Source organism: Octadecabacter temperatus (genome assembly GCF_001187845.1).
Classification (GTDB): domain Bacteria; phylum Pseudomonadota; class Alphaproteobacteria; order Rhodobacterales; family Rhodobacteraceae; genus Octadecabacter; species Octadecabacter temperatus.
Genome location: NZ_CP012160.1, coordinates 1930353 through 1955225 on the forward strand (window position 1 = coordinate 1930353; position 24873 = coordinate 1955225).

Here is a 24873-nt window from a genome sequence, read left to right on the forward strand (position 1 = left end):
CTTCAATGTTTGAGAGTGCGGCGGCGGACTTCGGCACCATAAGCGCCCAGCACATCACCCCAGAACCGATCAATATAACTGCGCAAGCCGTCCAACCCTTCTGGACGCACCGCATATAGCCGACTGCGCCCTTGGGGCGTAACGCTGACCATGTTTGCGGCCTCTAGTACTTTCAAATGTTGAGAAACCGCTGGGCGGCTTACCGACTGCCCTTTTGCCAGATCCGAAACAGTGCTCGGAGCGCTCCAGAGGGCTTCAAAGATTTTCCGACGTGTCGGATCGCCAAGAGCTGTAAGGGCAGATTCGTAAGTCATGACTTACGTGTAAGCGATGACTTACTAATCAGTCAACCGTCACATGTTATCGATCAAACGTTTCCAACGTCACGGTCGCATCGCAACTGGTGCGTTCAGCGGAGCCAACCCAAACCTGCAATCCGCCATTGGGTGCGCCCCACAGCACGGCCTCTTGCCGCCCATTGGCCGTTTCACCAAACTCCCAAAACCCATCCTGACTGCGCACTGCCAAAACAGGGTCGCAAGCCGCCTGCACAACAACCATCAATATATAGGCGCCCATTTCATCCATTTGGAACTGCGCAGTCGGGGCAATCGGTAAGAAACCAGCCACACGATCCGTCTGAATAAATGCACCATCCCACCCAGCACAGGGTGCGACATGCGTCCCGTGCGCCTGCACGTCCCATGACTGCGGCGCGATCAACTCGGCACCTGTCACGGAAAACTCAGGTCCATCGATCGACGGATCAGGGCAATCAGCGAAAACCGGTGTCGCACACACCGAAAGCAAAGGGATTAGGTATTTCATCCACAAAGCGTAGCGCAGCAAATCGCGCCCGCGAACCCACGCGCAAACACGATCTCGTCAACAAACGTAAAAGGCCGCCCCAGTCTGGAGCGGCCTTTCGATTTCACAGGTCAATGGATTTAGCGGCTGAAGGTCTCAAGTGACAAAACAGCGTCGCAGTATTCACCATCATAGGTCCCAACCCAGATATCGATGATCCCGTTGGCGGGCCGTGTCAGTACAATGCGCGGGTCAAGGTTCCCGTTGTCATCATCGTCATAGTACCAGTTCACGGACGCTGTGTTGATCAACAGTGCCGCATCGCAACGGCTGGTGACGGAAATGACCAGTTGCAGGCCACCCATGTTGCTTAGATCGAACGAGAAATCAGGCGTCGTGGTGAAATAGCCTGCTCCGCGGTCCGTTCCAGGATTGATGTTACGGCAATCCCAAACGTAGTTTTCGCCACCCGCAACAACGCGGAAATCTTGACGCTGACGCAACTGCGACCCACTGGCGTTATAGCTCTCGTTGCCCCAAATTCTAAAATCAGGACAGGCCTGTGCTGCCCCTGCAAAACCAAAAAAACCAATTACTGCTATTAAGAAAAGTCTCATATCGTCCCCCGTTATATATGTGACGTAAGGGTAAGCTTATCCATTAATCAGTTCCAGCCCAAAAATTTGATCATTTGGTCAGGTTTACCTGACCTTTTGAAACCACCAGCGCACGAAAAAGGCCGCCCCTAATCAAAGGAGCGGCCCAAATGTCGTGAAGGTGGTTAAGCTTACTCTTCTTCGAGTGCTTCGACCGCCTTTTGCAGGTCGTCCTTGGACACTTCTTTTTCCTTCAAAGAAGCGGCTTCAAGAACGTGGTCCACAACTTTGTCTTCAAACAAAGGTGCGCGGATCTGTTGCTGCATCTGTGGGTTCTGCTGAACGAATTCAAAGAACTGACGCGCTTGGTCGCCGTACTGACGTGCTTGGTTCATCACAGCCTGTGTGAACTCAGCGTCAGAAACCTGAACTTCAGCTTTCTGGCCGATTTCAGCCAACAACAAGCCCAACTTAACGCGGCGCTCGGCCAGCTTAGTGTGCTCTTTAGTTGTTTCGATCTCAGGGTGATCGTGGCCTTCGACTTCTGGGTTGTCTTCGTGCCACAGCTGGTGCGCGATCTGGCCCGCTTCAGCTTCAACAAGGGATGGTGGAAGCTCGAAGGAAACTTTCTTGTCCAGCGCATCCAGCAAACCACGCTTCGTAACAGCGCGTGCTGCACCGGCGTATTCTTCCTGCAGCTTCTCAGTGATCTGACCCTTCAGACCAGCAAGGTCTTCTGCGCCAAACTGCTTTGCCATCTCGTCGTTGATCTCAGCCGCTTTAGGCTCAAGAACGTTGAGGATTTTGCATTCAAACACAGCCGCTTTGCCTGCAAGGTGCTCAGCGTTGTATTCAGCAGGGAACGTAACTTCGACGTTCTTTTCTTCGCCAGCTTTAACGCCAACAAGACCTTCTTCGAAACCTGGGATGAACTGGCCGGAACCAAGAACAAGTGCGTGGCCTTCAGCCGCGCCGCCTTCAAATGCTTCGCCGTCAACTTTACCAAGGAAGTCGAATACAACTTGGTCGCCGTCTTTCGCCTTGGAGCCCTTTTTGCGGTCTTCAAAGTTCTGCGCAGTTGCCGCGAGGGAAGCCAAAGCTTCTTCAACAGATGCGTCGTCAGCTTTAACAACCAGCTTCTCAAGCTTGATACCGGAGAAGTCGACTTCTGGAACTTCAGGAAGTGCTTCGTAAGAAACAGTCACGACAACATCGTCGCCCTCTTTCCAGTCTTCGTTCGCCATTTTCATTTCTGGCTGCATCGCAGGGCGGTCGCCGGATTCTTCGAGATGCTTGTTCATCGCGCCGTCGACTGATTCTTGCATCGCTTCGCCAAGAACCTTTGGGCCAAACTGCTTTTTCATCATCGCCATAGGCACTTTGCCTTTGCGGAAACCCTTCATCTCAACTTCAGGCTGCGCCTCTTTGAGCTTGTCGTTAACTGTCGCTTCAAGCTCAGCTGCGGTTACAATTATCTCGTAGCCGCGCTTCAGGCCTTCGTTCAGGGTCTCTTTGACCGACATGATATTTCCTTTTCCAACAACGCCCTAGGGGACGATCTTTTGTTCTCAATCAGCCCCGTCGGGACAAGTATATGGTGCGGGTGAAGGGACTCGAACCCCCACGCCTTGCGGCGCCAGAACCTAAATCTGGTGCGTCTACCAATTCCGCCACACCCGCATTTCGTTATAAAGGGAAGGCACAGCCCTCCCTTTAAGTTGGGCGCTTCCTAGCAAAGTGTTCTGGAGGATGCGAGAGGAAAACGCACCTCATTCGCGGGTATTTCACGTTATTTTTTAGGGCTTTCGCACAAGGGGGCAAAACAAAGGTCGCCGTGGCGAAAAAGACTCACATTCCAACGTTGCCCTGCAATGACGCGATTATTGTCCCACCCGTAACGTTTTGTTGACATATTTCACGGCAAAACATTGAGGCAGACAATTTAGCTGAGAGCGAGAAACGCCATGCACCTGGGAAATACACAAGAATTCAAAGACCGCGCCGCTGTTACCGCCCTGCCCGCCAACGTCGCTGGGCTTGCTGCAGGAACCACTGTTATGACGCTGGACGGTGAAAAAGCCGTTGAAACACTAAAAGCCGGCGACCGGATCATCACCCGCGACAGCGGAATGGCGATCCTGCGCGAGACACGTAGCCAAAAGGTTCACGTGGCGTCTATCCAGATCAAAGCGGGCTCTTTGGGCCACACGCGCCCGGAAGACGACATGATCGTTGGCCCAGACACATTGGTTCACATCCGCGATTGGCGCGCAAAGGCGCTGTTTGGCGCTGATGTTGCGACCGTAAAAGCGAAGCGCCTAATCGACGGTGAATTCGTTTCAGAAGTCGAAGCCAAAACAATGACCGTTTATGAGCTGATTTTCGAAAAGCAGCACATTGTTTACGCAGACGGCCTCGAAGTCGCCAGCACCGCTGTTTGACCCGACCTAGTCGGGCGCTTACACGCATTCGATTATTTAGTTGATTTCTCCAGCACGCTAGAAAGCCATTTTGAGCGCAGTTCCTTAACGGAGCTGCGTTTTTTCTTTATGAATAGCCCCTTTCGCCCGACACGCCGCCTCAATCCGCGTGAGCAGAATGAGTATTTCAGAGCCAAAGAAGGGTAAGAATCGCGTGGCGCCAGGGGCGATTCAATTTCGCACATATACGCGCCACTTTGCCTATTTTTTAGGCAGCTCAGTTTGATTCCAATTTGTCGCGGGTTGAATTCAGCGTCAAGAATTGTAGCCGTGGCGCAAAAGTGGTTGGTGCAAGCAAGACCACGTCTGCAATGAGGAGTCGCAGCTATGAAAAAGATCGAAGCGATCATCAAGCCGTTCAAACTGGACGAAGTGAAGGAAGCGTTGCAAGACGCAGGCATTCAAGGACTAAGCGTTGTTGAAGTCAAAGGGTTCGGACGCCAAAAGGGCCATACCGAGCTTTACCGCGGCGCTGAATACGTTGTGGATTTCCTGCCAAAGGTGAAGATCGAGGTCGTGTTGGCCGATGATCAAGTAGATGGTGCCATTGAGGCCATCATTACCGCGGCAAAAACAGACAAAATCGGTGACGGCAAGATTTTCGTCTCCGATGTTAGCCAGGCGATCCGTATTCGTACTGGCGAAGAAGGCGACGAAGCACTGTAAGCCTGCGCCAAACACTTTCTAATTCAACCTACCAACCGAAAGACTGATGACATGACAACCAACAAAGACGTTGTGAAGATGATCAAAGATGAGGGCATCGATTATGTCGATATCCGCTTCACTGACCCGCGCGGCAAGCTGCAGCACGTAACATTGATTTCTGACGAAGTTGACGAAGACTTCCTCGAAGAAGGCTTCATGTTTGACGGCTCCTCCATCGCAGGTTGGAAAGCGATCAACGAATCCGACATGAAACTGATGCCGGATGCTTCTAGCGCGTACCTTGACCCCTTCTATGCTGAGAAAACACTCTGCATTCACTGTTCCGTTGTTGAGCCTGACACAGGCGAAGGCTACGAGCGCGATCCACGCGGCACAGCCGAGCGCGCAGAAGCCTACCTGAAATCTACAGGTATCGGTGACACGTCTTTCTGGGGGCCAGAAGCTGAATTCTTCCTGTTTGACGACGTGCGCTACTCTGTTGGCATCAACAAAGTCGGCTACGAAGTCGATGCGATCGACGCGTCTTGGAACACAGATACACAGTACGAAATGGGCAACACTGGCCACCGTCCTGGCGTTAAGGGCGGCTACTTCCCTGTAAACCCAATCGATGACGCGCAGGACATCCGTTCTGAAATGCTCTCCACAATGAAGCGCCTCGGCATGAAGGTCGACAAGCACCACCACGAAGTGGCGTCTTGCCAGCACGAGCTGGGCTTGATCTTCGGCACGCTGACAAAGCAGGCTGATGAGCTTCAGAAGTACAAGTACGTTGTTCACAACGTAGCTCAGGCTTACGGCAAGTCCGCTACATTCATGCCAAAGCCAATCGCTGGTGATAACGGCACAGGCATGCACGTGAACATGTCCATCTGGAAAGATGGTAAGCCATTGTTCGCAGGCGACAAATACGCTGACCTGTCTCAGGAAGCTCTGTACTTCATCGGTGGTATCCTGAAGCACGCTAAAGCACTGAACGCGATCACAAACCCATCCACAAACTCATACAAGCGTTTGATCCCGGGTTTTGAAGCTCCAGTTCTGCGCGCTTACTCTGCGTCCAACCGTTCCGGTTGCGTACGTATTCCATGGACAGAGTCCCCGAAAGCCAAGCGCGTTGAAGCACGTTTCCCTGATCCAGCAGCCAACCCATACCTTTGCTTCGCGGCATTGATGATGGCTGGCCTTGACGGCATCAAGAACAAGATCGACCCAGGTCCTGCTTCTGACAAAGATCTTTACGATCTGCCACCAGAAGAGCTCGCAGAAATCCCAACAGTTTGTGGTTCCTTGCGCGAAGCACTTGAAGAGCTGGAAAAAGACATGGACTTCCTCTTGCAGGGCGACGTGTTCACAAAAGACCAGCTTCAGGGCTACATGGATCTGAAATGGGAAGAAGTGTACGAATACGAACACACACCTCACCCAGTTGAATTCAAGCTGTACTACAGCTGCTAATTCAATAGGTTAGATGGTTTGAAAGGGCGCTCTTCGGAGCGCCCTTTTTCGTTATTTGCGTATTTTTGATCTCTCAAAGCCGGACAACATGCGGGCGAACGCGTGAGGTAGGGATATTCAAAAGTTTCAATCTGCCACTGTATTGCCTAACTTCGGGCGCTAACTTTCCCCAGCGTTAACCTCTAGTTGACCAAATCATGGGTAAGTATGCCAACATGACCAGTACATTTGTTTATAAACCCGCTCAAACGTCCAAACGCAGCTCATCAACGATGAGTTTTGGCACTCACCGCCAATTGGACTTCCCCGCCTCCGCGATCCGCGCAGGCGCTAGCTCCATGCCGAGTGCGTGGCAAACTCGAAACGCGCCAAGTCAAATTGGCGGTTCCAAGAACGGTGCCCCCACTCAAAGCATTGCTGAGGTTATCGCTGCACCATTTCGCCGGGTTTTGAGAACAATGCCGCGCAAGATTGTCTTTGGCGCGCTTCTGTGCATCGCAGTTTTGGCCATCATCAGCTAATCCAGCTGGCAGGCGACGTACTGAAAGATGTCGTTTTTTGACCTGACAGCTAGAAATTCCCCCTTCACGCTGGCCTCACGAACAGGAGGTTGGCCATGGATTCCCCATTTCGAGACACGCGAAAGATCGACCCGACCAAGGGAATGACCCTTGGTGACGGCAGCCCCAACGACAATAACCGCGTAGAAATTGGACCAACGCAATTGGCATTCAATGAGTGGGCTAATGCGGGTCTGATCCTCCCCAAACTTGAAGCAATGCGTGAATATCGTTGGAAACGCCTAACCCAGCACATCGTTGATCGTGACCTTGGCGGCTTGCTGATGTTTGACCCACTCAACATTCGTTACGCCACTGACAGCACCAACATGCAGCTTTGGAACACCCACAATCCGTTTCGCGCGGTGCTGCTGTGCGCCGATGGCCACATGGTTATGTGGGACTACAAAAACGCCCCCTTCCTGAGTGAGTTTAATCCCCTCGTCGCCGAACAACGTTCCGGTGCCTCGATGTTCTACTTTTCTAACGGTAACAAAGGCTTACAAGCAGCGTCCACTTTTGCGGACGAGATAAAAGACCTCATGCGCAGCCATGCCGGCACCAATATGCGCCTCGCCGTTGATAAGATCATGGTGGATGGTTTGCGTGCCCTTGAAGCCCGAGGGTTCACCGTTGAGGAAGGCGAAGAAGTCACCGAACACGCACGTTCCGTAAAAGGACCTGATGAAATCCTCGCCATGCGGTGTGCCAATCACGCCTGCGAAACGGCGTGCAAATCAATGGAAGACTTCGCCCGTGCAAACGCTGGCGACGGTACCACCACTGAAGATGACATCTGGGCGATCCTACACGCAGAGAATATCAAACGCGGTGGCGAATGGATCGAAACCCGCCTTCTTGCCACCGGCCCGCGCACCAATCCGTGGTTCCAAGAATGCGGTCCACGCATCACGCAACCCAATGAAATCCTGGCATTCGATACCGATCTGATCGGATCCTATGGCATCTGCATCGACATCTCACGCACATGGTGGATTGGTGATGAAAAGCCTCGTCTCGACATGATTGAGGCGATGAAGCACGCGGTGGAACATATTGAAACCAATATGCAAATGCTTAAACCTGGGGTGAATATTCAGGACTTATCTCGCAATACCCACGTGCTGCACGACAAATACCAAAAACAGAAATACGGCTGCCTAATGCACGGTGTTGGCCTGTGCGATGAATGGCCTTTGGTCGCCTACCCCGACAAAATGGTCGAAGGCGCGTTTGATCATGAACTTGAAGCCGGCATGGTGCTTTGCGTCGAAGCCTTAGTCTCACCCGAAGGCGGGGATTTCTCAATCAAGCTCGAAGATCAGGTCTTGATTACGGATGACGGGTTCGAAAACCTCACCACCTACCCGCATGACGACGCGTTGATGGGGCGTTAAGGAAACACGATTGAGGCCACCAAACCAAGGTGGTCTGATCCCATCTTGTCACGTGTTTCGAGCGCTCCTGCGCCACCTGTGGCCAAAACATGGTCAATCGCAAGCGGGTAACCATAAAGATAATACGTCGCAGCAGCCCGTCCGACCCGCTCGGTGCCAGTGGCCGCTTCAATTGCCGCAACGCTACGTCCTGACGCGACCATATTAAAATCACCGCCTACAACCGTGAAATCCGTTTCTTGCGCCTCAAATATAGGGGCCAATGCCGCGACCTGACGCGCCTGCGGGTACGGATAAGGCCAATACAAATGCAGCGAATAAACCTGAACTGAACGCCCACCAACCTGCGTCACAACACGCGCCGCACCAGATTGCTCGAAACACTCCTCCACCTCAAACGGTGTGCGCGAAACAATCGCCATTCTGCGCAACCTGACGTCGTTGCACAGCAATTGATATGGATACCATTCGCGCAACGTCTCAAGAACCGCCTCATTGGCCGGGCCGACTTCTTGCAAGGTTACAGCATCCGCGCCTGAGGCCAGAACATCGTTGATGAACTCGGTCCGGTCCCGCTCACGGAACAGTAAATTCTTCTGATAGAGAACAAAATCGGGCGTATCCGGCACAGAGGCAAACGCACCGTCCGCCATTTGCATGCCCCCAATGGCGAAAGCAACAAGGGCCAGCACTTTCGCCCAACGCCAACGCCAGACCAATGCTGAGACAAAAAGTGCCCCCACGAGAATCGCCAATCGAAACACAGCCAGACTGTCCCCGACCCCATGCAGGTCCCCCGCAAAAGAAGCCGCCAAAACCAAAGCCGCCAAAACGACCAATACCCGGCCCATAACCTTAAGCATTTTCTCACCTTCCCGTGACGCCACCGTCACATCTCTTGCGCGTTCTATGACGCAGGTCCACCTTTGTCTCAACCAAAGGATTCTATATGCCAACCGAACGCTTCACCTTCCCCGGCCATGATGGTCAAAACCTGTCCGCCCGCCTCGACCTTCCCGAAGGGCCCCACCTCGCAACGGCCCTGTTCGCCCATTGCTTCACTTGTTCCAAAGACATTCCCGCAGCGCGCCGCATCGCAGGTCGCCTGTCCTCTATGGGTATCGCCGTTTTGCGATTTGATTTCACGGGTTTGGGACACTCCGAGGGCGAGTTTGAAAACACAAACTTCACCACAAATGTGCAAGATCTCGCGGCAGCCAGTGCAGAACTTACGAAACGCAACATGGCCCCGTCTTTGTTGATCGGCCATTCTCTTGGCGGCGCTGCGGTGTTGAAGGCCGCTTCGGAATTGGACAACATCCATGCGGTCGTCACCATCGGCGCGCCGTTTGATCCAGAACACGTGACCCATAATTTCGCCCACGCCCTGCCCCAAATCATGCGCGATGGCGTTGCCGAGGTCAGCTTGGGCGGCCGTCCGTTCCGCATCTCCAACGATTTCTTACAAGACGTCGCCAAAGGTAAACTCACCTCCGCGATCTCGACTCTTAACGCGGCCCTTTTGGTACTGCACGGCCCTCGCGACGCAACCGTTTCAATCGACAACGCATCCGAGATTTTCCTCGCTGCCAAACATCCAAAAAGCTTTATAACATTGGACAACGCTGACCACCTGCTCTCGAATGCCGAAGACGCAGAATACGCCGCCGATGTCATCGCCACATGGGCCAAACGCTACATTTCATTGCGCCGTCCCGCGCCGCCCATAGGCACTCCCGAAGGCGTGTTGCGTGTTTCCGAAGCAGACCCCAAAGGGTTCCTGCAAGACGTTCAATCCGGCCCTCACCACCTGCTCGCGGACGAACCAGAAGCCTACGGCGGTACCAACAAGGGCCTTACCCCTTACGGCCTTTTGTCGGCCGGTTTGGGCGCTTGTACATCAATGACGATCCGTATGTATGCACGCCGCAAAGGCTGGCCGCTGACCTCTGTCAGCGTCGATGTCACACATGATAAGGTCCACGGCCAAGACGCCGGGTCTGAAACCAAAACCAAAATCGACAGCTTCACCCGCGCAATCACGCTGACGGGCGATCTCGACGATGCACAACGCCAACGCTTGCTTGAAATCGCGGACCGTTGCCCCGTTCACCAAACCTTAGAACGCAGCAACCACATCATTACCAAACTCGCCTAGCCTTTGCTTTTGTTTCTCAAATATCCTCCCCGAAGGGCCGATCAAAACAAACGCTGCATGTCCCGCGATAGGCTCACGCCAAACAAACACACCCAACAAACGAAATGAGGCGCGCAGCTTTTGCTGCGCGCCTCACTATTTTCTAACCGTTAGGTTGATTTAGCCGCGGGCCTTGCCGACAAGCTTCCAAACAGTTGGGATCAAAAGTGCGGCCAATGCCAGCTTCATCAAATCGCCAATAACATAAGGCGTCAGGCCCCACTCCATTGTCTGTTCAAGACCGGATGTGAACTGGTGCAGCCAGAAGACGCCCGGAACGTAGATCAATACGTTTGCCATCAGCATTGCGCCGGCCATGCCTTCAATTGTGCGGTCCATGCCGCGGCGTGCAGCCCAACCGAGGTAAAGAACAGCCAGAACGTAGCCGACCAAATAGCCGCCAGTGCCGCCCATCATGTACGTAAGGCCATTCTTTTCAGCAGACGAGGACGCGAAAACGTCAAATCCTAGCGCACCAATCAGCATGTAGCCAAAGATCGTCACAAGACCAAGACGTGGGCCGTAGGATACACCGACCGTCAGCACAGCAAATGTGCCAAGTGTGATCGGAACTGGGGATGGGAACATCGGAACTTTGATTTTCGCTGCAATCGCAAGAAACGCGATGCCGAGCACCACCAGAACTGCCTGTTTGATCCGAAGGGCTGTACCCTCGCTTGGGCCAAAGGCTTCTGCCAAGGCTTGGTTATTCATCGTCATGGCCATTGTCGCGGCTCCTTTTGTCAAATTCGTGCATAGACATGCCCTAGCGGCAGTCTTTCTGCAAGTGCGAAGCAAATGATAACGCTAGCACCTTACGTACCATGTCGTTGAAACGTAGTCCTTGCGAGGGCCTTGAACCCGCCAATGCAACGCCCAACGCGGCCACTCGGAAAACTCGTACCCGCCGCGATACATGTCTTTTCCGCACAGGTGTTCGCTCGCTTGCCCGCCGAGATTCGGATCAAAATCATGGAATGCGCGGCCATCCTCAAAGCTGACCAATATCTTCCCGTGCTCTTCAGCCCACAAATACCGCCGTTCGGCTTCAAAACGTTGATCTGAGATGATCAAGGCGCCCGTTTCTGAATACAACGCCCCATCTTGGGTCAATGTGATCTCCGCCTGCCCTTCAAATCGCGACGTCGCGCCCGCGCGCGTGTCTTCAATGGTGCGTGACACATCATACATGCCAATAAAGTCTTCTAACTTGCGCAATTCCCTGCCGTCCCTTGTGACCAATGCCTAGTCCCTTTATGACGCCCCCATCTGCTTTTGTACCTATAGAAAAGGCCACGCCAATGATCCCCCGCTATGCCCGCTCCGTGATGACTGACATCTGGGAACCTGCCACCAAATTCAAAATCTGGTACGAGATCGAGGCGCACGCCTGTGACGCGATGGCCGATATCGGCGTGATCCCGCGCGAAAACGCGGATGCGGTCTGGAAAGCCAAGGATGTAGAATTCGACGTGGCTCGTATTGATGAAATCGAAGCCGTTACAAAACACGACGTTATCGCGTTTCTAACGCACCTTGCCGAACACGTTGGTTCTGACGAAGCGCGCTTTGTTCACCAGGGCATGACGTCCTCTGACGTACTGGACACCTGCTTCAACGTCCAGCTCGTGCGTGCCGCTGACCTTTTGATCACCGACCTCGAAGCCCTCCTCGCCGCGCTGAAGAAGCGTGCGATAGAACACAAGATGACAGTACGTGTTGGCCGCTCCCACGGAATCCACGCTGAACCCACAACCATGGGCCTGACGTTTGCACGTTTCTACGCGGAAATGGATCGCAACCTTGCCCGTATGAAAGTTGCGCGTGACGAAATCTCAACCGGTGCCGTGTCCGGCGCAGTTGGTACATTTGCCAACATCGATCCACGCGTGGAAGAACATGTTTGCGAAAAGCTGGGCCTGTCCCCAGAACCGATCAGCACACAGGTTATCCCGCGCGATCGTCACGCAATGTTCTTTGCGACACTCGGCGTGATTGCGTCCTCTATCGAAAACGTCGCCACTGAAATCCGCCACATGCAGCGCACCGAAGTGTTGGAAGGCGCGGAATTCTTCTCAATGGGTCAAAAGGGTTCCAGCGCGATGCCGCACAAAAAGAACCCAGTCCTGACAGAAAACCTGACAGGTCTGGCGCGTCTTGTGCGCATGACAGTGATCCCTGCGATGGAAAACGTCGCCCTCTGGCACGAGCGCGATATCTCGCACTCCTCCGTGGAACGCGGCATTGGCCCAGACGCGACTGTCACCCTCGACTTCGCGCTGAACCGTCTGACAGGCGTGATCGACAAGATGTTGATTTTCCCTGACAACATGCTCGACAACATGAACAAGTTCCCAGGTTTGGTGATGTCCCAGCGTGTGCTTTTGGCCCTGACACAGGCTGGCACATCCCGCGAAGATGCTTACGCGATGGTTCAACGCAATGCGTTGAAAGTCTGGGAAGAACGCACAGACTTCCGTGAAGAACTGCTCGCTGACAAAGAGGTCGTCGCGGCACTTGGTGTTGAAGCGATCAACGAGAACTTCAATCTCGATTACCACACCAAGCACGTCGACACGATTTTCAAGCGTGTGTTCGGCTAAACGCCGAAGTCCTAAAGTAAAACCTCTATGGGCCCCCCAAGGGCCCATAGATGGTCGCTTGATTAGGCGGCTGTCATTTGCGGAACTTGGACCGTAGATTGCTTATGGCGCGCCTCAATCGACATAACCGCATACTTATGCCCGTCATCATCGTTCTGGTATGGCTCACCCAGCAATTCGGCACCGTAACCAAGCCGCTTAAGAGCACGTAGAAGCCACAGATTTGATAATGAAATCAACGTATCTGCACCTTCTTTGTTGGCCATATCAATCAACCCACCGACGATCAAATCAAGGCACTGTATGCGCACCCGCATGGATTTAACCTCGGGCGAAATCACCAAGCGCGTACATTCCCAGACCTTTGGGCTGTCGATCACATCATCCAACAAATTGGTCGGAATAGTTTCAAGCTTTCCTGACATCGCATCCTTAAGCATATAAGTATGGTCGCCCCATGTCGCCGAAGTGGACATAGCACGCGCACCCGCAAGCACCCGTCCATCATCATCAAGAACAAGCGAATAGCGTGCCATCGGGTTGTCGTATTGGTCCATTTCGACATCAGCATTATGCGGGATTTGCCAGTGTAACTCGTCAACAAAAAACTTTTTACGCAAACTCAGGTAATCAAAAAATGCGGATCCGTGCTGGTGAACATGCGACAATTCAAACGTGATATTTTCCATTGGTACTCTCCTATTTGGAGAGTCCATTTAGCGCCGGGATCAATCTGTTGTTAACTAATAAACCGAACCAGCAACGGAAAAAAAATTAACGAAACCCAAAAGACCGTGAAAGTTAGCGTTTTGGCAACGAATTCAACCGGTTCAAATCAAGCCAAATTCTCTAACCATTGCAGCGGCTTGCGCTGATGTCTGTGCACCCAGCTTGGTTTTCGCGTTCCTTAGGCGTTGCTTCACCGCCCCTTCCGAAACTCCCAATGTATGGGCGATTTGCTTTAGCCGTTGGCCCTCTTTTACCATTTTCAGGGCTTCAAGTTCAGCGTTTGTCAGATTCGTAGGGGGTGCTTTTTCACGGTGTAGCTTCGATACATAAGCGTGCAACGCATTCATTTCGTCTTGCTCAAACTCGCGGTCCGGCCGCGCAAATGTGCCAAACGAACGTTGCCCTTCGCGGTTGCCATCAAAGCACGCAACAGCAACACCATACCGTAATCCAAACGTCTGCGCTTGTTGTAAAACACGCATCGGGTCAGGCAAGTCAATTCCACTCCAAGCAACCGCGCCAGTGTTGGCGTAGCTCCAGCGAATGACGGGGTCATGCAACATGAAACGGTGGGTGGTGTAATGATCGACCCAAGGCGTCGGAAGCGCGTTCACCTCTTCTTGTGGAAATGCGAACCCTACACGCAACGCGATATAATAGCCTGACTTGGCTATCTCATGAACGTCCTCCGTAGACTTCAGCTCTAACACGCATGGCCCTTTCAGCGGCAGGCTAGGTTAAACAATCTTGTTTTTACAACGACAACTCGCTTACATACGGTTACAAGCTTGTTGCCTTACTTAATCGTTGTAGGACGGGGCAGGCAACCATAAAGCGAGTTGAGGGCGAGATGGCAGATATTGGCAAGATCAAAACGCTTTTGGAAAGCGTTGAAAAACTGGCGGTGTCTGGTTCTGCAATCGCATTCCATATTAAACTGACATCCCCCGAATTAATGTTCCAAACATATCCAAAGGCATGGACTGACATCTATTCCGAAAAAGGTTTCGTAATGGTTGACCCTATTGTGCGTTGGGGGTTCACCGAGACCGGCTCAATCCGTTGGTCAGAGCTAAGCGAACAAGACGAACAGAACATTTTAATGCAATCGGCTACTTACGGTATGACTTACGGCGTCGCAATTGCCGTCGAATCGGACAACAGCCGAAGCATGGCCGGCTATTCGCGCCCGGATCGCGAATACACAGACGCTGAAATTTCTCAATTGACCCAGTGTACGCAATCCCTCCACGAGCTAACCACGGCGCACGACGGTATGGACGCTGAATTGCGCGAAGAGCTGCTAACGCTCGCGTCAAACCTTGCACGTTAACCACAACTATGTGGCGACCCTAGTATGCTCTTTACGGATTTGAGTTTTCCGGTTTCAGCACGTGTGACGTCTTTTAGGCCGGTTCCATTGAAAGCCGCCGCAAACAAATCGCCATTAATCGCCTCTTCATCTTAAGCACCTAATCAGGGGATCACCCCTTAAAGGAGCGTGCTTTTATGGCCGGTCAAACGTCGTCCCTCGCAGTCAGTGATCTCCCTCGATCCCGTAAGGCTGCAATGGTTGTGCAACTCTTGTTGCGCGAAGGCGGGGATTTACCCCTGTCCCAACTGCCTGAAGCGGCACAAGCCCGCCTGACCCGTGAGCTTGGTGCCCTCAATATCATAGACAAGGCTACGCTAAACAGCGTGGCAAAGGAATTTGCCCGCGAGCTGTCCGATGTCGCCCTCACAGCCCCGGGCAGCTTTGAAGCAGCGCTAAAATCCCTCGACGGCCGTATTTCCGCCAGCACTGTCGCACGCCTTCGCGAAGAAGCCGCCGCGCAAGCAGGAAGTGATCCGTGGAACCTCGTGCTTGACCTCACACCTGAGGAAATGCTGCCCATAACCGAAGCGGAAAGCCCCGAAATCTGCGCCATACTTCTTTCAAAATTACCGACGCCAAAGGCCGCCACTCTCTTGGGTCTCATGCCAGGAGATCGCGCGCGCTACATTGCGTTTGCGATGTCACGCACCACGAATATCAAAGCAGATGCCATCGTGCGTATTGGCGCCGGTCTTGCCAGCAACTATTGCGGTGCGTCTTTGCCTGCATTTACCGACAGTGCGGAATCCCGCATCGGCGCGATCCTAAACTCAACGCCCGCAACGACACGCGATCAGGTACTCGAAGGCCTCTTGTCCCAAGACGCAACCTTCGGCGAAGGCGTGCGCAAGGCAATCTTTACCTTTGCAGATATCCCTGCCCGCCTCGCAATGCCTGACGTTCCCAAAGTCCTGCGCGACATTGACCAAGCGGACCTCGTGCGCGCACTGGCATCCGCCACAGAAACCGGTGGGGAATTGGCGGCCTCCGCCACCCATCTTCTTGAAAACATGTCGACCCGCATGGCCGACAATCTGCGCGAAGAAATGGATGAAGTTGGTAAAGTCAAACCATCAGATGGTGAAAATGCGCAAACAGCCGTGGTCACTGCCATTCGTGCAGCCGCTGATGCAGGGACAATCAATCTGGTCGTTGCAGACGAAGAAGATTAAAGTGCTGGCCTCGCGCGGATCACAGGCCTAGCATCGCTTTATGATAGATCCGAAAAACCCCGCTCGCCGTTGGCATGATATGGGTGGCGACACCGCCGGCCCAATTCCAGAGATGGAAACGCCGAACGAAAACCATGACTTTTCCCTGTGGGAGAAACGCGTGGACGCCCTGATGATTATCGGGGCCGCTAAAGGATATTTCACCGTCGACGGTTTACGCCGGGTCCTTGAAGACATGGGCGAAGACGCGTTTGAAAAGATGACCTATTACGAACGTTGGATCGCATCGATTAACCAAAACCTAATCGAAGGCGGCGCCTACACAACCGCCGATCTCGCCGAAAAAATGGCCGAAATTACAGCGCGTGGCGAAACCTACGGCGACGCGAGCAGCCCAACATGACCCAAGCCGTCCGCGTTAAATCGATGATGCCACCAGGCCATGTTCGCACGCCAATCTACCTGCGTGGAAAGATCGGTGTGATTGAACGCTCCCTCGGAGAGTTTCCAAACCCCGAGGACCTCGCCTACGGGTTGCCCGCCACGGCAAAACCGCTCCACCGTGTGCGGTTCACGATGGACGAAGTCTGGGGTGCTGACGCGGAAAACCCTTGCGATACGCTTGATGCAGAAATCTACGCACATTGGTTGGAGCCTGCCGATGCCACATGATCACCACGACCACGACCACCTCAGTCCGTCCGGCCACCCCTTCCGCGCCGATGACGATACCGATCTAAGCTACTGGCAAACCATGGAAATCGCCGTCCGCGAGCTATTGGTTGAGAAAGACATCACCACCCCCACGGAAATCGCCAATCAAATCGAAACGATGGACGCCCGCACCCCAAGCAATGGCGCAAAGGTTGTTGCACGCGCGTGGGCGGACCCTGACTTTCACGCAGCCCTCATGAAAGACGCCGCTGCTGCGACCCGCGAGATGGGTTTTGACATTGGCCCCTTGAAACTCATCGCGGTCGAAAACACAGGCGATATTCACAACATGATCGTCTGCACTCTGTGCTCATGCTACCCGCGCAACCTGCTGGGCCTGCCGCCCGATTGGTACAAATCCCGCGCCTACCGCAGCCGTACGGTTCGTGAACCGCGCTCAGTCCTCGCGGAATTTGGGGTATCTTTGCCCGACTCTACTAAAGTTCGCGTTCATGACAGCACTGCAGATATGCGCTACATCGTCATCCCAAAGCGCCCGCAAGGTACTGAAAATATGTCACAAGATGAGCTTGTCGCCCTCGTCACACGCGACAGCATGATCGGCACGGGCGTAGCAAAAGCGCCTTAGCGTAGAATGGCTGAGGCCATAACAGCCCCCGGTCCAGGCTCTTGGACGATCACAACGACAGGCGAATTGCCGGAAATTCTGACGTTCATGTTGAGGTCGCCCAACCCACTCCACTCACCAACCGCGCTCCATTGGGTCACGATGTTGGAATACGTCAGCGAACGTCCCGCGTTTTCACCGCGGCGAACGTCCACGGTTTCCTCAGGACTGTAACGAATAACCTGTACAACAGTTCCATTGCGCAAAGCCCGCGCTGTCTGCCCTGTTATCTGCAACTGATTACCAGAACGTTGCAACGAAATGCGGGTTCCCGTTTCGCTCGCGCTATGTCTCCGGATCAGGTTGGCCACATCCATCGGCTTTGTGCCAATTACGTGATCCTCCCCGCCAATGACCATCTGCGGTGTGTAAATTGAACTTGCGCCAGCGACGCGTGCATAATTTTGCTGGCGCAGTGTATGCGACGGATCGGCAAAGATATCCGCCCAACCGATATAATCCCAATAATCAACATGAAGCGCGAGCGCGATGACATCAGATTGCCCGGCCAGATCATGCAAAATTTCATCCGCTGGCGGGCAGCTGGAACAGCCTTGCGATGTGTAAAGTTCAACGACTGTTGGGCCATCTGCGGCTGCAGGGGTCGCCATCGTGAGGCATGTAGCGAAAGCGGACAAAGTCGCAAAGAAGGTCTGGCGCATCGGGTTTCCTGTCAAAGTTACCCTTGCCTAACTCAGCCAGCGGCTTCTGGCCAATCAAGCGTTTGCGATGGGTCTGTTACAATCGCAAAAAAGCAACACGCACGTTAAGGTTGATTTGCAGCAAAACCCCAATAAGATCGAGCAAAACAACGCTTAATCGGCACGAATTGACCTACCGATCCGCATCATAATCACGTCCGCATTTTCATTCGGAGATAACAAATGCCCATCACAGTTGGACACGACAGCGCAAAGACACGCAAAACCCTTAAGGTTGGGGACCAGTCGTTTGCGTATTATTCTATTCCTGCGGCGACGGATGCAGGTCTTGGTGACTTTTCCAAACTGCCCGCCGCGCTGAAAGTGGTGTTGGAAAATATGCTGCGCTTTGAGGATGGCAAAACGGTTTCTGTGGATGACATCAAAGCCTTCGCAGAATGGGGCGCACAGGGTGGCAAGAACCCTCGCGAGATTGCCTATCGCCCTGCCCGCGTTTTGATGCAAGATTTCACGGGCGTTCCAGCAGTTGTTGACCTCGCCGCGATGCGCGACGGGATTGTGGCGCTTGGCGGTGATGCGCAGCAGATCAACCCTTTGAACCCTGTTGATTTGGTTATCGACCATTCCGTTATGATTGACGAATTCGGCAATCCGCGTGCGTTTCAGATGAACGTGGACCGCGAATACGAACGCAACCTCGAACGCTACACCTTCCTGAAATGGGGCCAGTCCGCGTTTTCAAACTTCCGCGTGGTGCCACCCGGTACGGGTATTTGCCACCAAGTGAACCTCGAATACCTCAGCCAAACCGTCTGGACCGATATGGACCAAGACGGCGTTGAAGTGGCCTATCCTGACACGCTTGTTGGCACGGACAGCCACACGACAATGGTTAACGGCGTGGCTGTGCTGGGTTGGGGCGTCGGCGGGATCGAGGCCGAGGCATCAATGCTTGGGCAACCGATTTCAATGCTGATCCCTGAAGTTGTTGGTTTCAAGCTGACGGGTGAAATGATGGAAGGCACGACAGGCACGGATTTGGTGCTAAAAGTCGTTGAAATGCTACGTGCCCACGGCGTTGTATCCAAATTCGTCGAATTTTACGGTGATGGCTTGGATACCCTACCGCTTGCCGATCGCGCGACAATCGCAAACATGGCACCGGAGTACGGCGCGACCTGTGGCTTCTTCCCGATCGACAATGAAACCCTTCGCTACCTGCGCAACACAGGCCGCGACGAGGACCGCATTGCATTGGTCGAAACCTACGCAAAGGAAAACGGGTTCTGGCGCGGGGCAGATTACGACCCTGTCTATACCTCAACGCTTGAACTGGACATGGGCACCATCGTCCCTGCGATCTCTGGCCCAAAACGTCCACAAGACTACGTGGCACTAGACACAGCGCAGGTCGAGTTTCGGCGCGAAATGGAAGAAACATTCAAGCGCCCGTTAGACAAAGAAGTTCCCGTCACGGGCGAAGATTACACGATGGAATCCGGCAAGGTCGTCATTGCGTCCATCACGTCCTGCACCAACACATCCAACCCCTACGTCATGATCGGCGCGGGCCTTGTGGCACGTAAAGCGGCAGCATTGGGTCTGACGCGAAAGCCTTGGGTAAAAACTTCCCTCGCGCCAGGGTCGCAAGTCGTGTCAGCATACCTTGAGGCCGCAGGCCTGCAAACCGACCTCGACGCACTTGGCTTCAACCTTGTCGGCTACGGCTGTACCACCTGCATCGGCAATTCGGGCCCGCTGCAAAAGGAAATCAGCGCGGCGATCCATGAAGGTGACCTCGTGGCGACATCCGTTTTATCAGGTAACCGCAACTTTGAAGGACGCATTTCCCCTGATGTGCGTGCCAACTACCTCGCTTCGCCGCCCCTCGTTGTGGCTTATGCCATAGCGGGGACGATGGACATCAACCTCGCGTCTCATCCCTTGGGCGACGACAAAGACGGCAACCCCGTCTACCTGAAGGACATTTGGCCTACGACCGCTGAAATCGCTGAACTGGTGGAAAAAACCGTCACCCGCGAGGCGTTCCAATCCAAATACGCGGACGTGTTCAAGGGCGACGAAAAGTGGCAAAGCGTCGACACCACAGACGCCGAAACCTACGACTGGCCTGCCCAATCCACCTACATCCAGAACCCGCCTTACTTCCAAGGCATGTCCAAAGACCCGGGTGTTATTTCCAACATCAACGATGCCAAGGTACTGGCCGTTTTGGGCGACATGATCACGACCGACCACATCTCACCTGCTGGGTCTTTCGCCGAAAGTTCACCGGCGGGGCAGTACCTGATTGAACGTCAGGTGCCCGTGCGCGAATTCAACTCTTATGGGTCGCGCCGTGGCAACCACGAGGTCATGATGCGCGGTACCTTCGCCAACATCCGCATCAAGAACGAAATGCTGGACGGCGTCGAAGGCGGCTACACCAAAGGGCCGGACGGTAAACAAACGTCAATCTTTGACGCGGCAATGGCCTACCAAGCGGCCGGCACACCGACCGTCATTTTCGGCGGTGAACAATACGGCGCAGGATCATCGCGCGACTGGGCTGCCAAGGGCACCAACCTTCTGGGCGTCAAAGCCGTGATTGCCGAGAGTTTTGAGCGTATCCACCGTTCAAACCTCGTTGGCATGGGGGTCATCCCGTTTGAATTCACCAATGGTGACAGCCGCAAGACCCTTAGCCTGACAGGTGAAGAAACGGTTTCGATCTCTGGTCTTGATGCGGTTACCCCCCTGCAAGAAGTTCCCGCAACGATCACGATGGCGGACGGAACGGTGAAAGCCATCACCCTCAAATGCCGGATCGATACCGCGATTGAGATTGAATACATCGAACACGGTGGCGTCTTGCACTATGTTCTGCGTAATCTCGCCAAAGAAGCCTGACTGAATGGCATATCTTAAAAGGTTTACTCGATGACGCACCCAAGTTTTGAATTCACCCACGCGCTAAGCCGTGTTCCTGCCCAGTCGGTTACTGATGGGCTACGTGCAAGCGATCAAGGCGATCCAGACCCGATGGCGTTTGCGGCTGAACACGGGGCCTATATCGCGGCCCTGCGTGAGGCCGGTTGCGTCGTGAATGTTTTGCCTTCCGATGAAGCATTCCCCGATTCTGTCTTTATCGAAGACCCTGCCTTGGTGTTGAACGGAACAGCGATTGTCCTGCGACCGGGTGCAGAAACCCGCCTTGGCGAAGCGGCAGCGCTTCGGCCCGCGCTTTTGGAACATATGAACGATGTCGTTGATCTAAAGACAGATGGGTATGTCGATGGCGGCGACATTTTGTGCACGGATGACCGCGTTTTGTTGGGGTTGTCGGCACGCACGAATGTGCAAGGGGCCGAAGACCTGCGCCCAATCGTTGAGAGCTTGGGTTACACGCTTGAGGTTCTGCAAACGCCACCTGAAATCCTGCACTTCAAAACCGAAAGCTCGCTTTTGGACGAAGGAACTGTGTTGGCCACACCCGCCCTCGCCGCGTCCGGTGCTTTCAAAGGATTGAACGTCATTGAAACCGTTGCGGGCGAAGAAGCCGCAGCCAACGCGATCCGCGTGAATGATTTTGTGTTCTTGTCAGCAGGCCATCCGAAAACGGCTGAAAAGCTGGAAAAGGCGGGCTATTCTTTGAAGGTGTTGAACACTAGCCAAGCCGCGCTTGTGGATGGTGGCCTCAGCTGCATGTCACTTCGCTATAGCCGCTAATTAGCTAAGGCTGCGTCCAGTGCTGGGCGCAGTCGGTTCGCCAATTCGCGTTGCGTTACGGGTGATGCCATACGCAACAAGATCGTGCCGTCACCGTCTACTAGGAAGGTTTCCGGCACGCCGTAAACGCCCCAATCAATCGCGTGATCCCCTCGCGGGTCCGCGCCAACGGCGGCGTAGGGGTCGCCAAGATCGTTGAGGAACGCGACTGCGTTGGCATCAAAATCTTTGTAGTTCACGCCGTAGATCGGGATGCCCTCATCCGCCAAGGTTTCAAGGTTAGGGTGCTCGATACGGCAGGGGGCGCACCAGCTGGCCCAGAAATTCACGATCTTCACCTCGCCGTCGCGTAGCATTGCGTCTGTGAACGGCGTAAGGCCGTCGATTTCCGCGACCTCCACTGCTGGGGCTGGTTGCCCGATCAAGGCTGAAGGTAGCTCTTCGCCCTGCCCGAAAAACATGCCGGCCGCGAAGACGCCACCGATTGCGGCGAACGTTACAACAGGAACCAGCATCAGCTTAGACATTGGCGCGATCCCGACGGGCTTCAACATCAGCCAGTTGCGCACGCACTTTGCGCGAACGACGTAAGGAAAGCGCAAGCAAGCCAACCAGAAGCCCGACTGACAGCGCATATGCGGTCATCACTTCGGTCGCGTAATTTCCAAGATCAGGCATCATGACCGCATCCTTGCTTCAAGCGCTTTCATCCGACGGGCGCGAATTTCTGTTCGTGTACGGATCAGCACAAGGCCAAGGAACAAAATGCCAAAGCCCACCATGCAGATGAGCAAGGGCACGAAGAACACGTCCGACACAGAGCGTTCGCCCGTAGCGACAGGCACGCTGGTGCCTTGGTGCAGCCCTTGGTTCCAAAAGTTAACGGCGTAGCGCGATAGTACCGCAAAGACGGACCCAACGATGCACAAAACGCTGGTCAAATCAGCAGCGGTATCAGGGTCCTCAATCGCTTCCCACAGGGCGATGTAGCCGAGGTAGAACAAGAACAGGATCAGAAACGACGTCAAACGTGGATCCCATGCCCACCATGTCCCCCACATCGGCTGACCCCAAATAGCACCTGTTATCAATGCGATAAGCGTCATAACGATACCGATGGGTGCCGCAGCACGGGCGGCCAATGCGCTGACATGGTGGCGGCGCACCAGCCAGATTAGGGATGCCAACAGCATCATGAACCACGCATTGATCGCCATCAGCGCGGATGGCACGTGCAGGTAAATAATCTTAACGGTTGATCCCTGACGAAAATCATCCGGCGTGAAGAAAAACCCCCACACAAGCCCAACAACAAGGCAGGCAATCGCAAGCCCCATCACCCACGGCACCAGTGGCGTCGTGGTCGCGATGAACTTCTTTGGATTGGCATATTCCCAGATCGACATATCCGTTAGCTACCCTGCTGTTTGCGCATGAACAATACCACTCACCTAAGGTTGACGCGCAGCGCAAGCGATGCGGCAAAGGGCAGCAAGGCAAAGCTGCCCAGCGTGATGCCCGCGAGCATGAGGAGCGAGGTGCTAGGGTCGAGGCCATCCGCGCCGCGTCGCACGGCCTCAGCGCCGAAGATCAGCGTTGGGACGTAAAGTGGCAGCACAAGTAAGGACATCAGCAAACCACCACGGCGCAGGCCCACAGTAAGGGCGGCCCCGAACGTGCCGATCATCGACAGAGCAGGTGTGCCAAGCGCGAGGGAGAGGAGCAGCCACAGATAGGCGGTCGGTGCGAGGTTCAGCAAGAACCCCAGCGCGGGTGCCGCCAATGTCAGCGGCAATCCTGTTGTGATCCAATGCGCGATGCCCTTTACCAACGCCACGCCTTCTAGTGGTAGTGGTGATGTGGCAAGCAACGGCAATGAACCGTCCTCAAAATCCAGCGCGAAAATACGGTCCAACGACAAAAGCGCAGCCAACAACGCCGCGACCCAAAGGATACCGGGTGCGATACGTGTTAACACCTCGGCTTCCGGTCCGACGCCAAAAGGCACCAGCACGACAACAATCAGAAAGAACGCCAGCCCAAGGCCAAAGCCGCCCCCTGCCCGCACCGCTAGCGCGAGGTCACGGCGCAGCAAAGCGATCACAAGAACGCCTCGTCGGACCCGCCACCTGCATCTGCAGCGGCCTTGTAGGGTTCAAGTTCTAGTTCAGGCAGGTCCAGACCCAAATCAATATGCGTGGCGATCACGGCAATGCCGCCTTGTGCCAAATGTTCATCCCGCAGCCAGCTGGCAAACATCTTAACCGAGAACGCATCAAGGCTGACGGTGGGTTCGTCCAAGAACAGCACTTTGCGGCCAATGACGCCTAGACGTGCAAGGCCGACACGGCGCTTTTGGCCTGCGGACAATGTTCCTGCCAAACGGGTGCGCAGGTCTTCCAGATCGAAGGTTTTGAACACGCTGTCCGGTAAATCAGCCCCATGCACATCCGCCCAAAACGCGAGGTTCTCGGTGACGGTGAGCTGGGTTTTGATTCCGTCCGCGTGGCTAGCATAAGCGCCCGTATCTTCGGGGAAATCAACCGTGCCAGACAGCGCTGGCTGCAAGCCCGCTAAGGTTCGCAACAACGTCGTTTTACCGATGCCATTCACGCCACGCAGCACCAACGCTTCGCCAGCTTTGACGTCAAAAGACACGTCTGAAAGCACTGGCACACCACCGCGTGCAACCGATAAATCTGTAACCGCTAATTCCATGATGCAACGCTAGCCTAACTGCTAGACCGGCAAAAGCGCCAAACCGACGCGCCGTCCTTCGGACAATACGATGTTATAGGTACGACAAGCTGTGGGCGACGACATGACCTCAACCCCCACCCCCGCGTCCTCGAGCGTTTTGCGCAGCTCGGACGGGATATACGCGATCTCTGCGCCCGTCCCGACAAAAACAACATCAATGTCACCGGCAGCATCGATCAACGTTTGTACATCCTCATAGCCGCCCCAAAGCGTGATGCCCGTCGGGAGCGCCAGCAGCGCCCCCTCATAGACCTCACCGCCAATGCGAAAAAACCCTTCCCCATACCCATCAACGGGCTTGGCATCGGTATAAACAACCTCGTTCAATCGCATGGCT

At 54.3% G+C, this 24873-nt stretch carries 30 protein-coding genes and 1 tRNA gene; 14 read left to right on the forward strand and 17 right to left on the reverse strand.

The genetic code is table 11. From position 1 onward, the window contains the following. Positions 1-2 precede the first annotated feature (2 nt). From OSB_RS09700 to OSB_RS09720, 5 genes are all read right to left on the reverse strand, one after another. Positions 3-314, reverse strand: a complete 312-nt coding sequence (locus tag OSB_RS09700) for an ArsR/SmtB family transcription factor (RefSeq protein ID WP_049834809.1) — start codon at positions 312-314, stop codon at positions 3-5. Between the two features lie 46 nt (positions 315-360). Beyond that, on the reverse strand, positions 361-828 hold the full coding sequence (locus OSB_RS09705; protein WP_049834810.1) for a hypothetical protein: 468 nt from the start codon (positions 826-828) through the stop codon (positions 361-363). A 119-nt stretch (positions 829-947) separates the two neighbouring features. Further along, a complete protein-coding gene (locus tag OSB_RS09710; RefSeq protein WP_049834811.1) occupies positions 948-1424 on the reverse strand; it encodes a hypothetical protein in 477 nt (158 codons plus the stop codon). A 170-nt stretch (positions 1425-1594) separates the two neighbouring features. Next, a complete protein-coding gene (gene tig / locus OSB_RS09715; RefSeq protein ID WP_049834812.1) occupies positions 1595-2926 on the reverse strand; it encodes a trigger factor in 1332 nt (443 codons plus the stop codon). Positions 2927-2998: 72 nt separating this feature from the next. After that, positions 2999-3083 (reverse strand) — tRNA-Leu (locus OSB_RS09720). 284 nt (positions 3084-3367) lie between these two features. Here OSB_RS09720 and OSB_RS09725 point away from each other — a divergent pair. The 5 genes from OSB_RS09725 to dddP all read left to right on the forward strand — a co-directional run bounded on the left by OSB_RS09725 (position 3368) and on the right by dddP (position 7967). Beyond that, on the forward strand, positions 3368-3844 hold the full coding sequence (locus OSB_RS09725; protein ID WP_049834813.1) for a Hint domain-containing protein: 477 nt from the start codon (positions 3368-3370) through the stop codon (positions 3842-3844). 366 nt (positions 3845-4210) lie between these two features. Beyond that, positions 4211-4549: a P-II family nitrogen regulator gene (locus tag OSB_RS09730; RefSeq protein ID WP_049834814.1), complete on the forward strand. Its 339-nt coding sequence runs from the start codon at positions 4211-4213 to the stop codon at positions 4547-4549. A 51-nt stretch (positions 4550-4600) separates the two neighbouring features. After that, positions 4601-6010 carry a type I glutamate--ammonia ligase gene (gene glnA, locus OSB_RS09735; RefSeq protein WP_049834815.1) on the forward strand — a complete coding sequence of 470 codons (1410 nt, stop codon included), beginning with the start codon at positions 4601-4603 and terminating at the stop codon, positions 6008-6010. A 215-nt stretch (positions 6011-6225) separates the two neighbouring features. Continuing rightward, positions 6226-6531 (forward strand): hypothetical protein, encoded by a 306-nt coding sequence (locus OSB_RS16610; protein ID WP_143831245.1) that lies wholly within the window; start codon positions 6226-6228, stop codon positions 6529-6531. Between the two features lie 95 nt (positions 6532-6626). Continuing rightward, positions 6627-7967 carry a dimethylsulfonioproprionate lyase DddP gene (gene dddP, locus OSB_RS09745; RefSeq protein ID WP_049834817.1) on the forward strand — a complete coding sequence of 447 codons (1341 nt, stop codon included), beginning with the start codon at positions 6627-6629 and terminating at the stop codon, positions 7965-7967. Here the strand turns inward: dddP and OSB_RS09750 are convergent. Further along, positions 7964-8830, reverse strand: a complete 867-nt coding sequence (locus tag OSB_RS09750; RefSeq protein ID WP_049834818.1) for an endonuclease/exonuclease/phosphatase family protein — start codon at positions 8828-8830, stop codon at positions 7964-7966. The genes dddP and OSB_RS09750 overlap by 4 nt on opposite strands. 86 nt (positions 8831-8916) lie before the next feature. On the opposite strand from OSB_RS09750, the gene OSB_RS09755 reads away from it, so the two are divergent. Beyond that, complete coding sequence (locus OSB_RS09755) at positions 8917-10125, forward strand: bifunctional alpha/beta hydrolase/OsmC family protein (RefSeq protein WP_049834819.1); 1209 nt, start codon at positions 8917-8919, stop codon at positions 10123-10125. Positions 10126-10284: 159 nt separating this feature from the next. Here OSB_RS09755 and OSB_RS09760 read toward each other — a convergent pair whose 3' ends face one another. Beyond that, entirely contained in the window at positions 10285-10890 is a 606-nt protein-coding gene (locus OSB_RS09760) for a biotin transporter BioY (protein WP_049834820.1), read from the reverse strand. Between the two features lie 81 nt (positions 10891-10971). Then, positions 10972-11382 (reverse strand): DUF6314 family protein, encoded by a 411-nt coding sequence (locus tag OSB_RS09765; protein WP_049834821.1) that lies wholly within the window; start codon positions 11380-11382, stop codon positions 10972-10974. An 83-nt stretch (positions 11383-11465) separates the two neighbouring features. On the opposite strand from OSB_RS09765, the gene purB reads away from it, so the two are divergent. Next, the gene (purB, locus tag OSB_RS09770) at positions 11466-12767 is read left to right on the forward strand and encodes an adenylosuccinate lyase (RefSeq protein WP_049834822.1); all 1302 of its coding nucleotides are present in this window, start codon (positions 11466-11468) and stop codon (positions 12765-12767) included. Between the two features lie 62 nt (positions 12768-12829). Here the strand turns inward: purB and OSB_RS09775 are convergent, their stop codons facing one another. Together OSB_RS09775 and OSB_RS09780 are read right to left on the reverse strand one after the other, a co-directional pair. After that, positions 12830-13456 carry an acyl-homoserine-lactone synthase gene (locus OSB_RS09775; RefSeq protein ID WP_049834823.1) on the reverse strand — a complete coding sequence of 209 codons (627 nt, stop codon included), beginning with the start codon at positions 13454-13456 and terminating at the stop codon, positions 12830-12832. A gap of 141 nt (positions 13457-13597) precedes the next feature. Then, positions 13598-14206, reverse strand: a complete 609-nt coding sequence (locus OSB_RS09780; RefSeq protein WP_049834824.1) for a helix-turn-helix transcriptional regulator — start codon at positions 14204-14206, stop codon at positions 13598-13600. 140 nt (positions 14207-14346) lie between these two features. Between OSB_RS09780 and OSB_RS09785 the strand changes: the two genes are divergently transcribed. The 5 genes from OSB_RS09785 (at position 14347) to nthA (ending at position 17346) form a co-directional block, all read left to right on the forward strand. Continuing rightward, on the forward strand, positions 14347-14829 hold the full coding sequence (locus OSB_RS09785) for an autoinducer binding domain-containing protein (RefSeq protein WP_049834825.1): 483 nt from the start codon (positions 14347-14349) through the stop codon (positions 14827-14829). Positions 14830-15005: 176 nt separating this feature from the next. Next, a complete protein-coding gene (locus OSB_RS09790) occupies positions 15006-16043 on the forward strand; it encodes a FliG C-terminal domain-containing protein (RefSeq protein ID WP_074202218.1) in 1038 nt (345 codons plus the stop codon). Positions 16044-16083: 40 nt separating this feature from the next. After that, positions 16084-16446, forward strand: a complete 363-nt coding sequence (locus OSB_RS16955) for an SH3-like domain-containing protein (RefSeq protein WP_049834826.1) — start codon at positions 16084-16086, stop codon at positions 16444-16446. Then, positions 16443-16715 (forward strand): SH3-like domain-containing protein, encoded by a 273-nt coding sequence (locus tag OSB_RS16960; protein ID WP_049834827.1) that lies wholly within the window; start codon positions 16443-16445, stop codon positions 16713-16715. The genes OSB_RS16955 and OSB_RS16960 overlap by 4 nt, the downstream gene beginning before the upstream one ends. Further along, positions 16705-17346: a nitrile hydratase subunit alpha gene (gene nthA / locus OSB_RS09805; RefSeq protein ID WP_049834828.1), complete on the forward strand. Its 642-nt coding sequence runs from the start codon at positions 16705-16707 to the stop codon at positions 17344-17346. The genes OSB_RS16960 and nthA overlap by 11 nt, the downstream gene beginning before the upstream one ends. Here nthA and OSB_RS09810 read toward each other — a convergent pair. Further along, positions 17343-18047: a DUF1223 domain-containing protein gene (locus OSB_RS09810; protein ID WP_049834829.1), complete on the reverse strand. Its 705-nt coding sequence runs from the start codon at positions 18045-18047 to the stop codon at positions 17343-17345. The genes nthA and OSB_RS09810 overlap by 4 nt on opposite strands. Before the next feature lie 222 nt (positions 18048-18269). Between OSB_RS09810 and acnA the strand changes: the two genes are divergently transcribed. Continuing rightward, positions 18270-20957 (forward strand): aconitate hydratase AcnA, encoded by a 2688-nt coding sequence (gene acnA, locus OSB_RS09815; protein ID WP_049834830.1) that lies wholly within the window; start codon positions 18270-18272, stop codon positions 20955-20957. A 30-nt stretch (positions 20958-20987) separates the two neighbouring features. Next, positions 20988-21776: a dimethylarginine dimethylaminohydrolase family protein gene (locus OSB_RS09820; RefSeq protein WP_049834831.1), complete on the forward strand. Its 789-nt coding sequence runs from the start codon at positions 20988-20990 to the stop codon at positions 21774-21776. On the opposite strand, the gene OSB_RS09825 is transcribed toward OSB_RS09820, so the two are convergent. Genes OSB_RS09825 through OSB_RS09845 form a run of 6 tightly spaced genes read right to left on the reverse strand, consistent with a single transcriptional unit; the run spans position 21773 to position 24869 of the window. Beyond that, positions 21773-22303 (reverse strand): DsbE family thiol:disulfide interchange protein, encoded by a 531-nt coding sequence (locus tag OSB_RS09825; protein WP_049834832.1) that lies wholly within the window; start codon positions 22301-22303, stop codon positions 21773-21775. The genes OSB_RS09820 and OSB_RS09825 overlap by 4 nt on opposite strands. After that, positions 22296-22457, reverse strand: a complete 162-nt coding sequence (gene ccmD / locus OSB_RS16510; RefSeq protein WP_074202219.1) for a heme exporter protein CcmD — start codon at positions 22455-22457, stop codon at positions 22296-22298. The genes OSB_RS09825 and ccmD overlap by 8 nt, the downstream gene beginning before the upstream one ends. Then, the gene (locus tag OSB_RS09830; RefSeq protein ID WP_049834833.1) at positions 22454-23182 is read right to left on the reverse strand and encodes a heme ABC transporter permease; all 729 of its coding nucleotides are present in this window, start codon (positions 23180-23182) and stop codon (positions 22454-22456) included. The genes ccmD and OSB_RS09830 overlap by 4 nt, the downstream gene beginning before the upstream one ends. A 41-nt stretch (positions 23183-23223) precedes the next feature. Continuing rightward, positions 23224-23880, reverse strand: coding sequence for a heme exporter protein CcmB (ccmB, locus tag OSB_RS09835; RefSeq protein WP_049834834.1), 657 nt, complete (start codon positions 23878-23880; stop codon positions 23224-23226). Then, positions 23877-24494: a heme ABC exporter ATP-binding protein CcmA gene (ccmA, locus tag OSB_RS09840; protein ID WP_049834835.1), complete on the reverse strand. Its 618-nt coding sequence runs from the start codon at positions 24492-24494 to the stop codon at positions 23877-23879. The genes ccmB and ccmA overlap by 4 nt, the downstream gene beginning before the upstream one ends. 21 nt (positions 24495-24515) lie before the next feature. Continuing rightward, complete coding sequence (locus OSB_RS09845; RefSeq protein WP_049834836.1) at positions 24516-24869, reverse strand: Mth938-like domain-containing protein; 354 nt, start codon at positions 24867-24869, stop codon at positions 24516-24518. Positions 24870-24873: the final 4 nt, after the last annotated feature.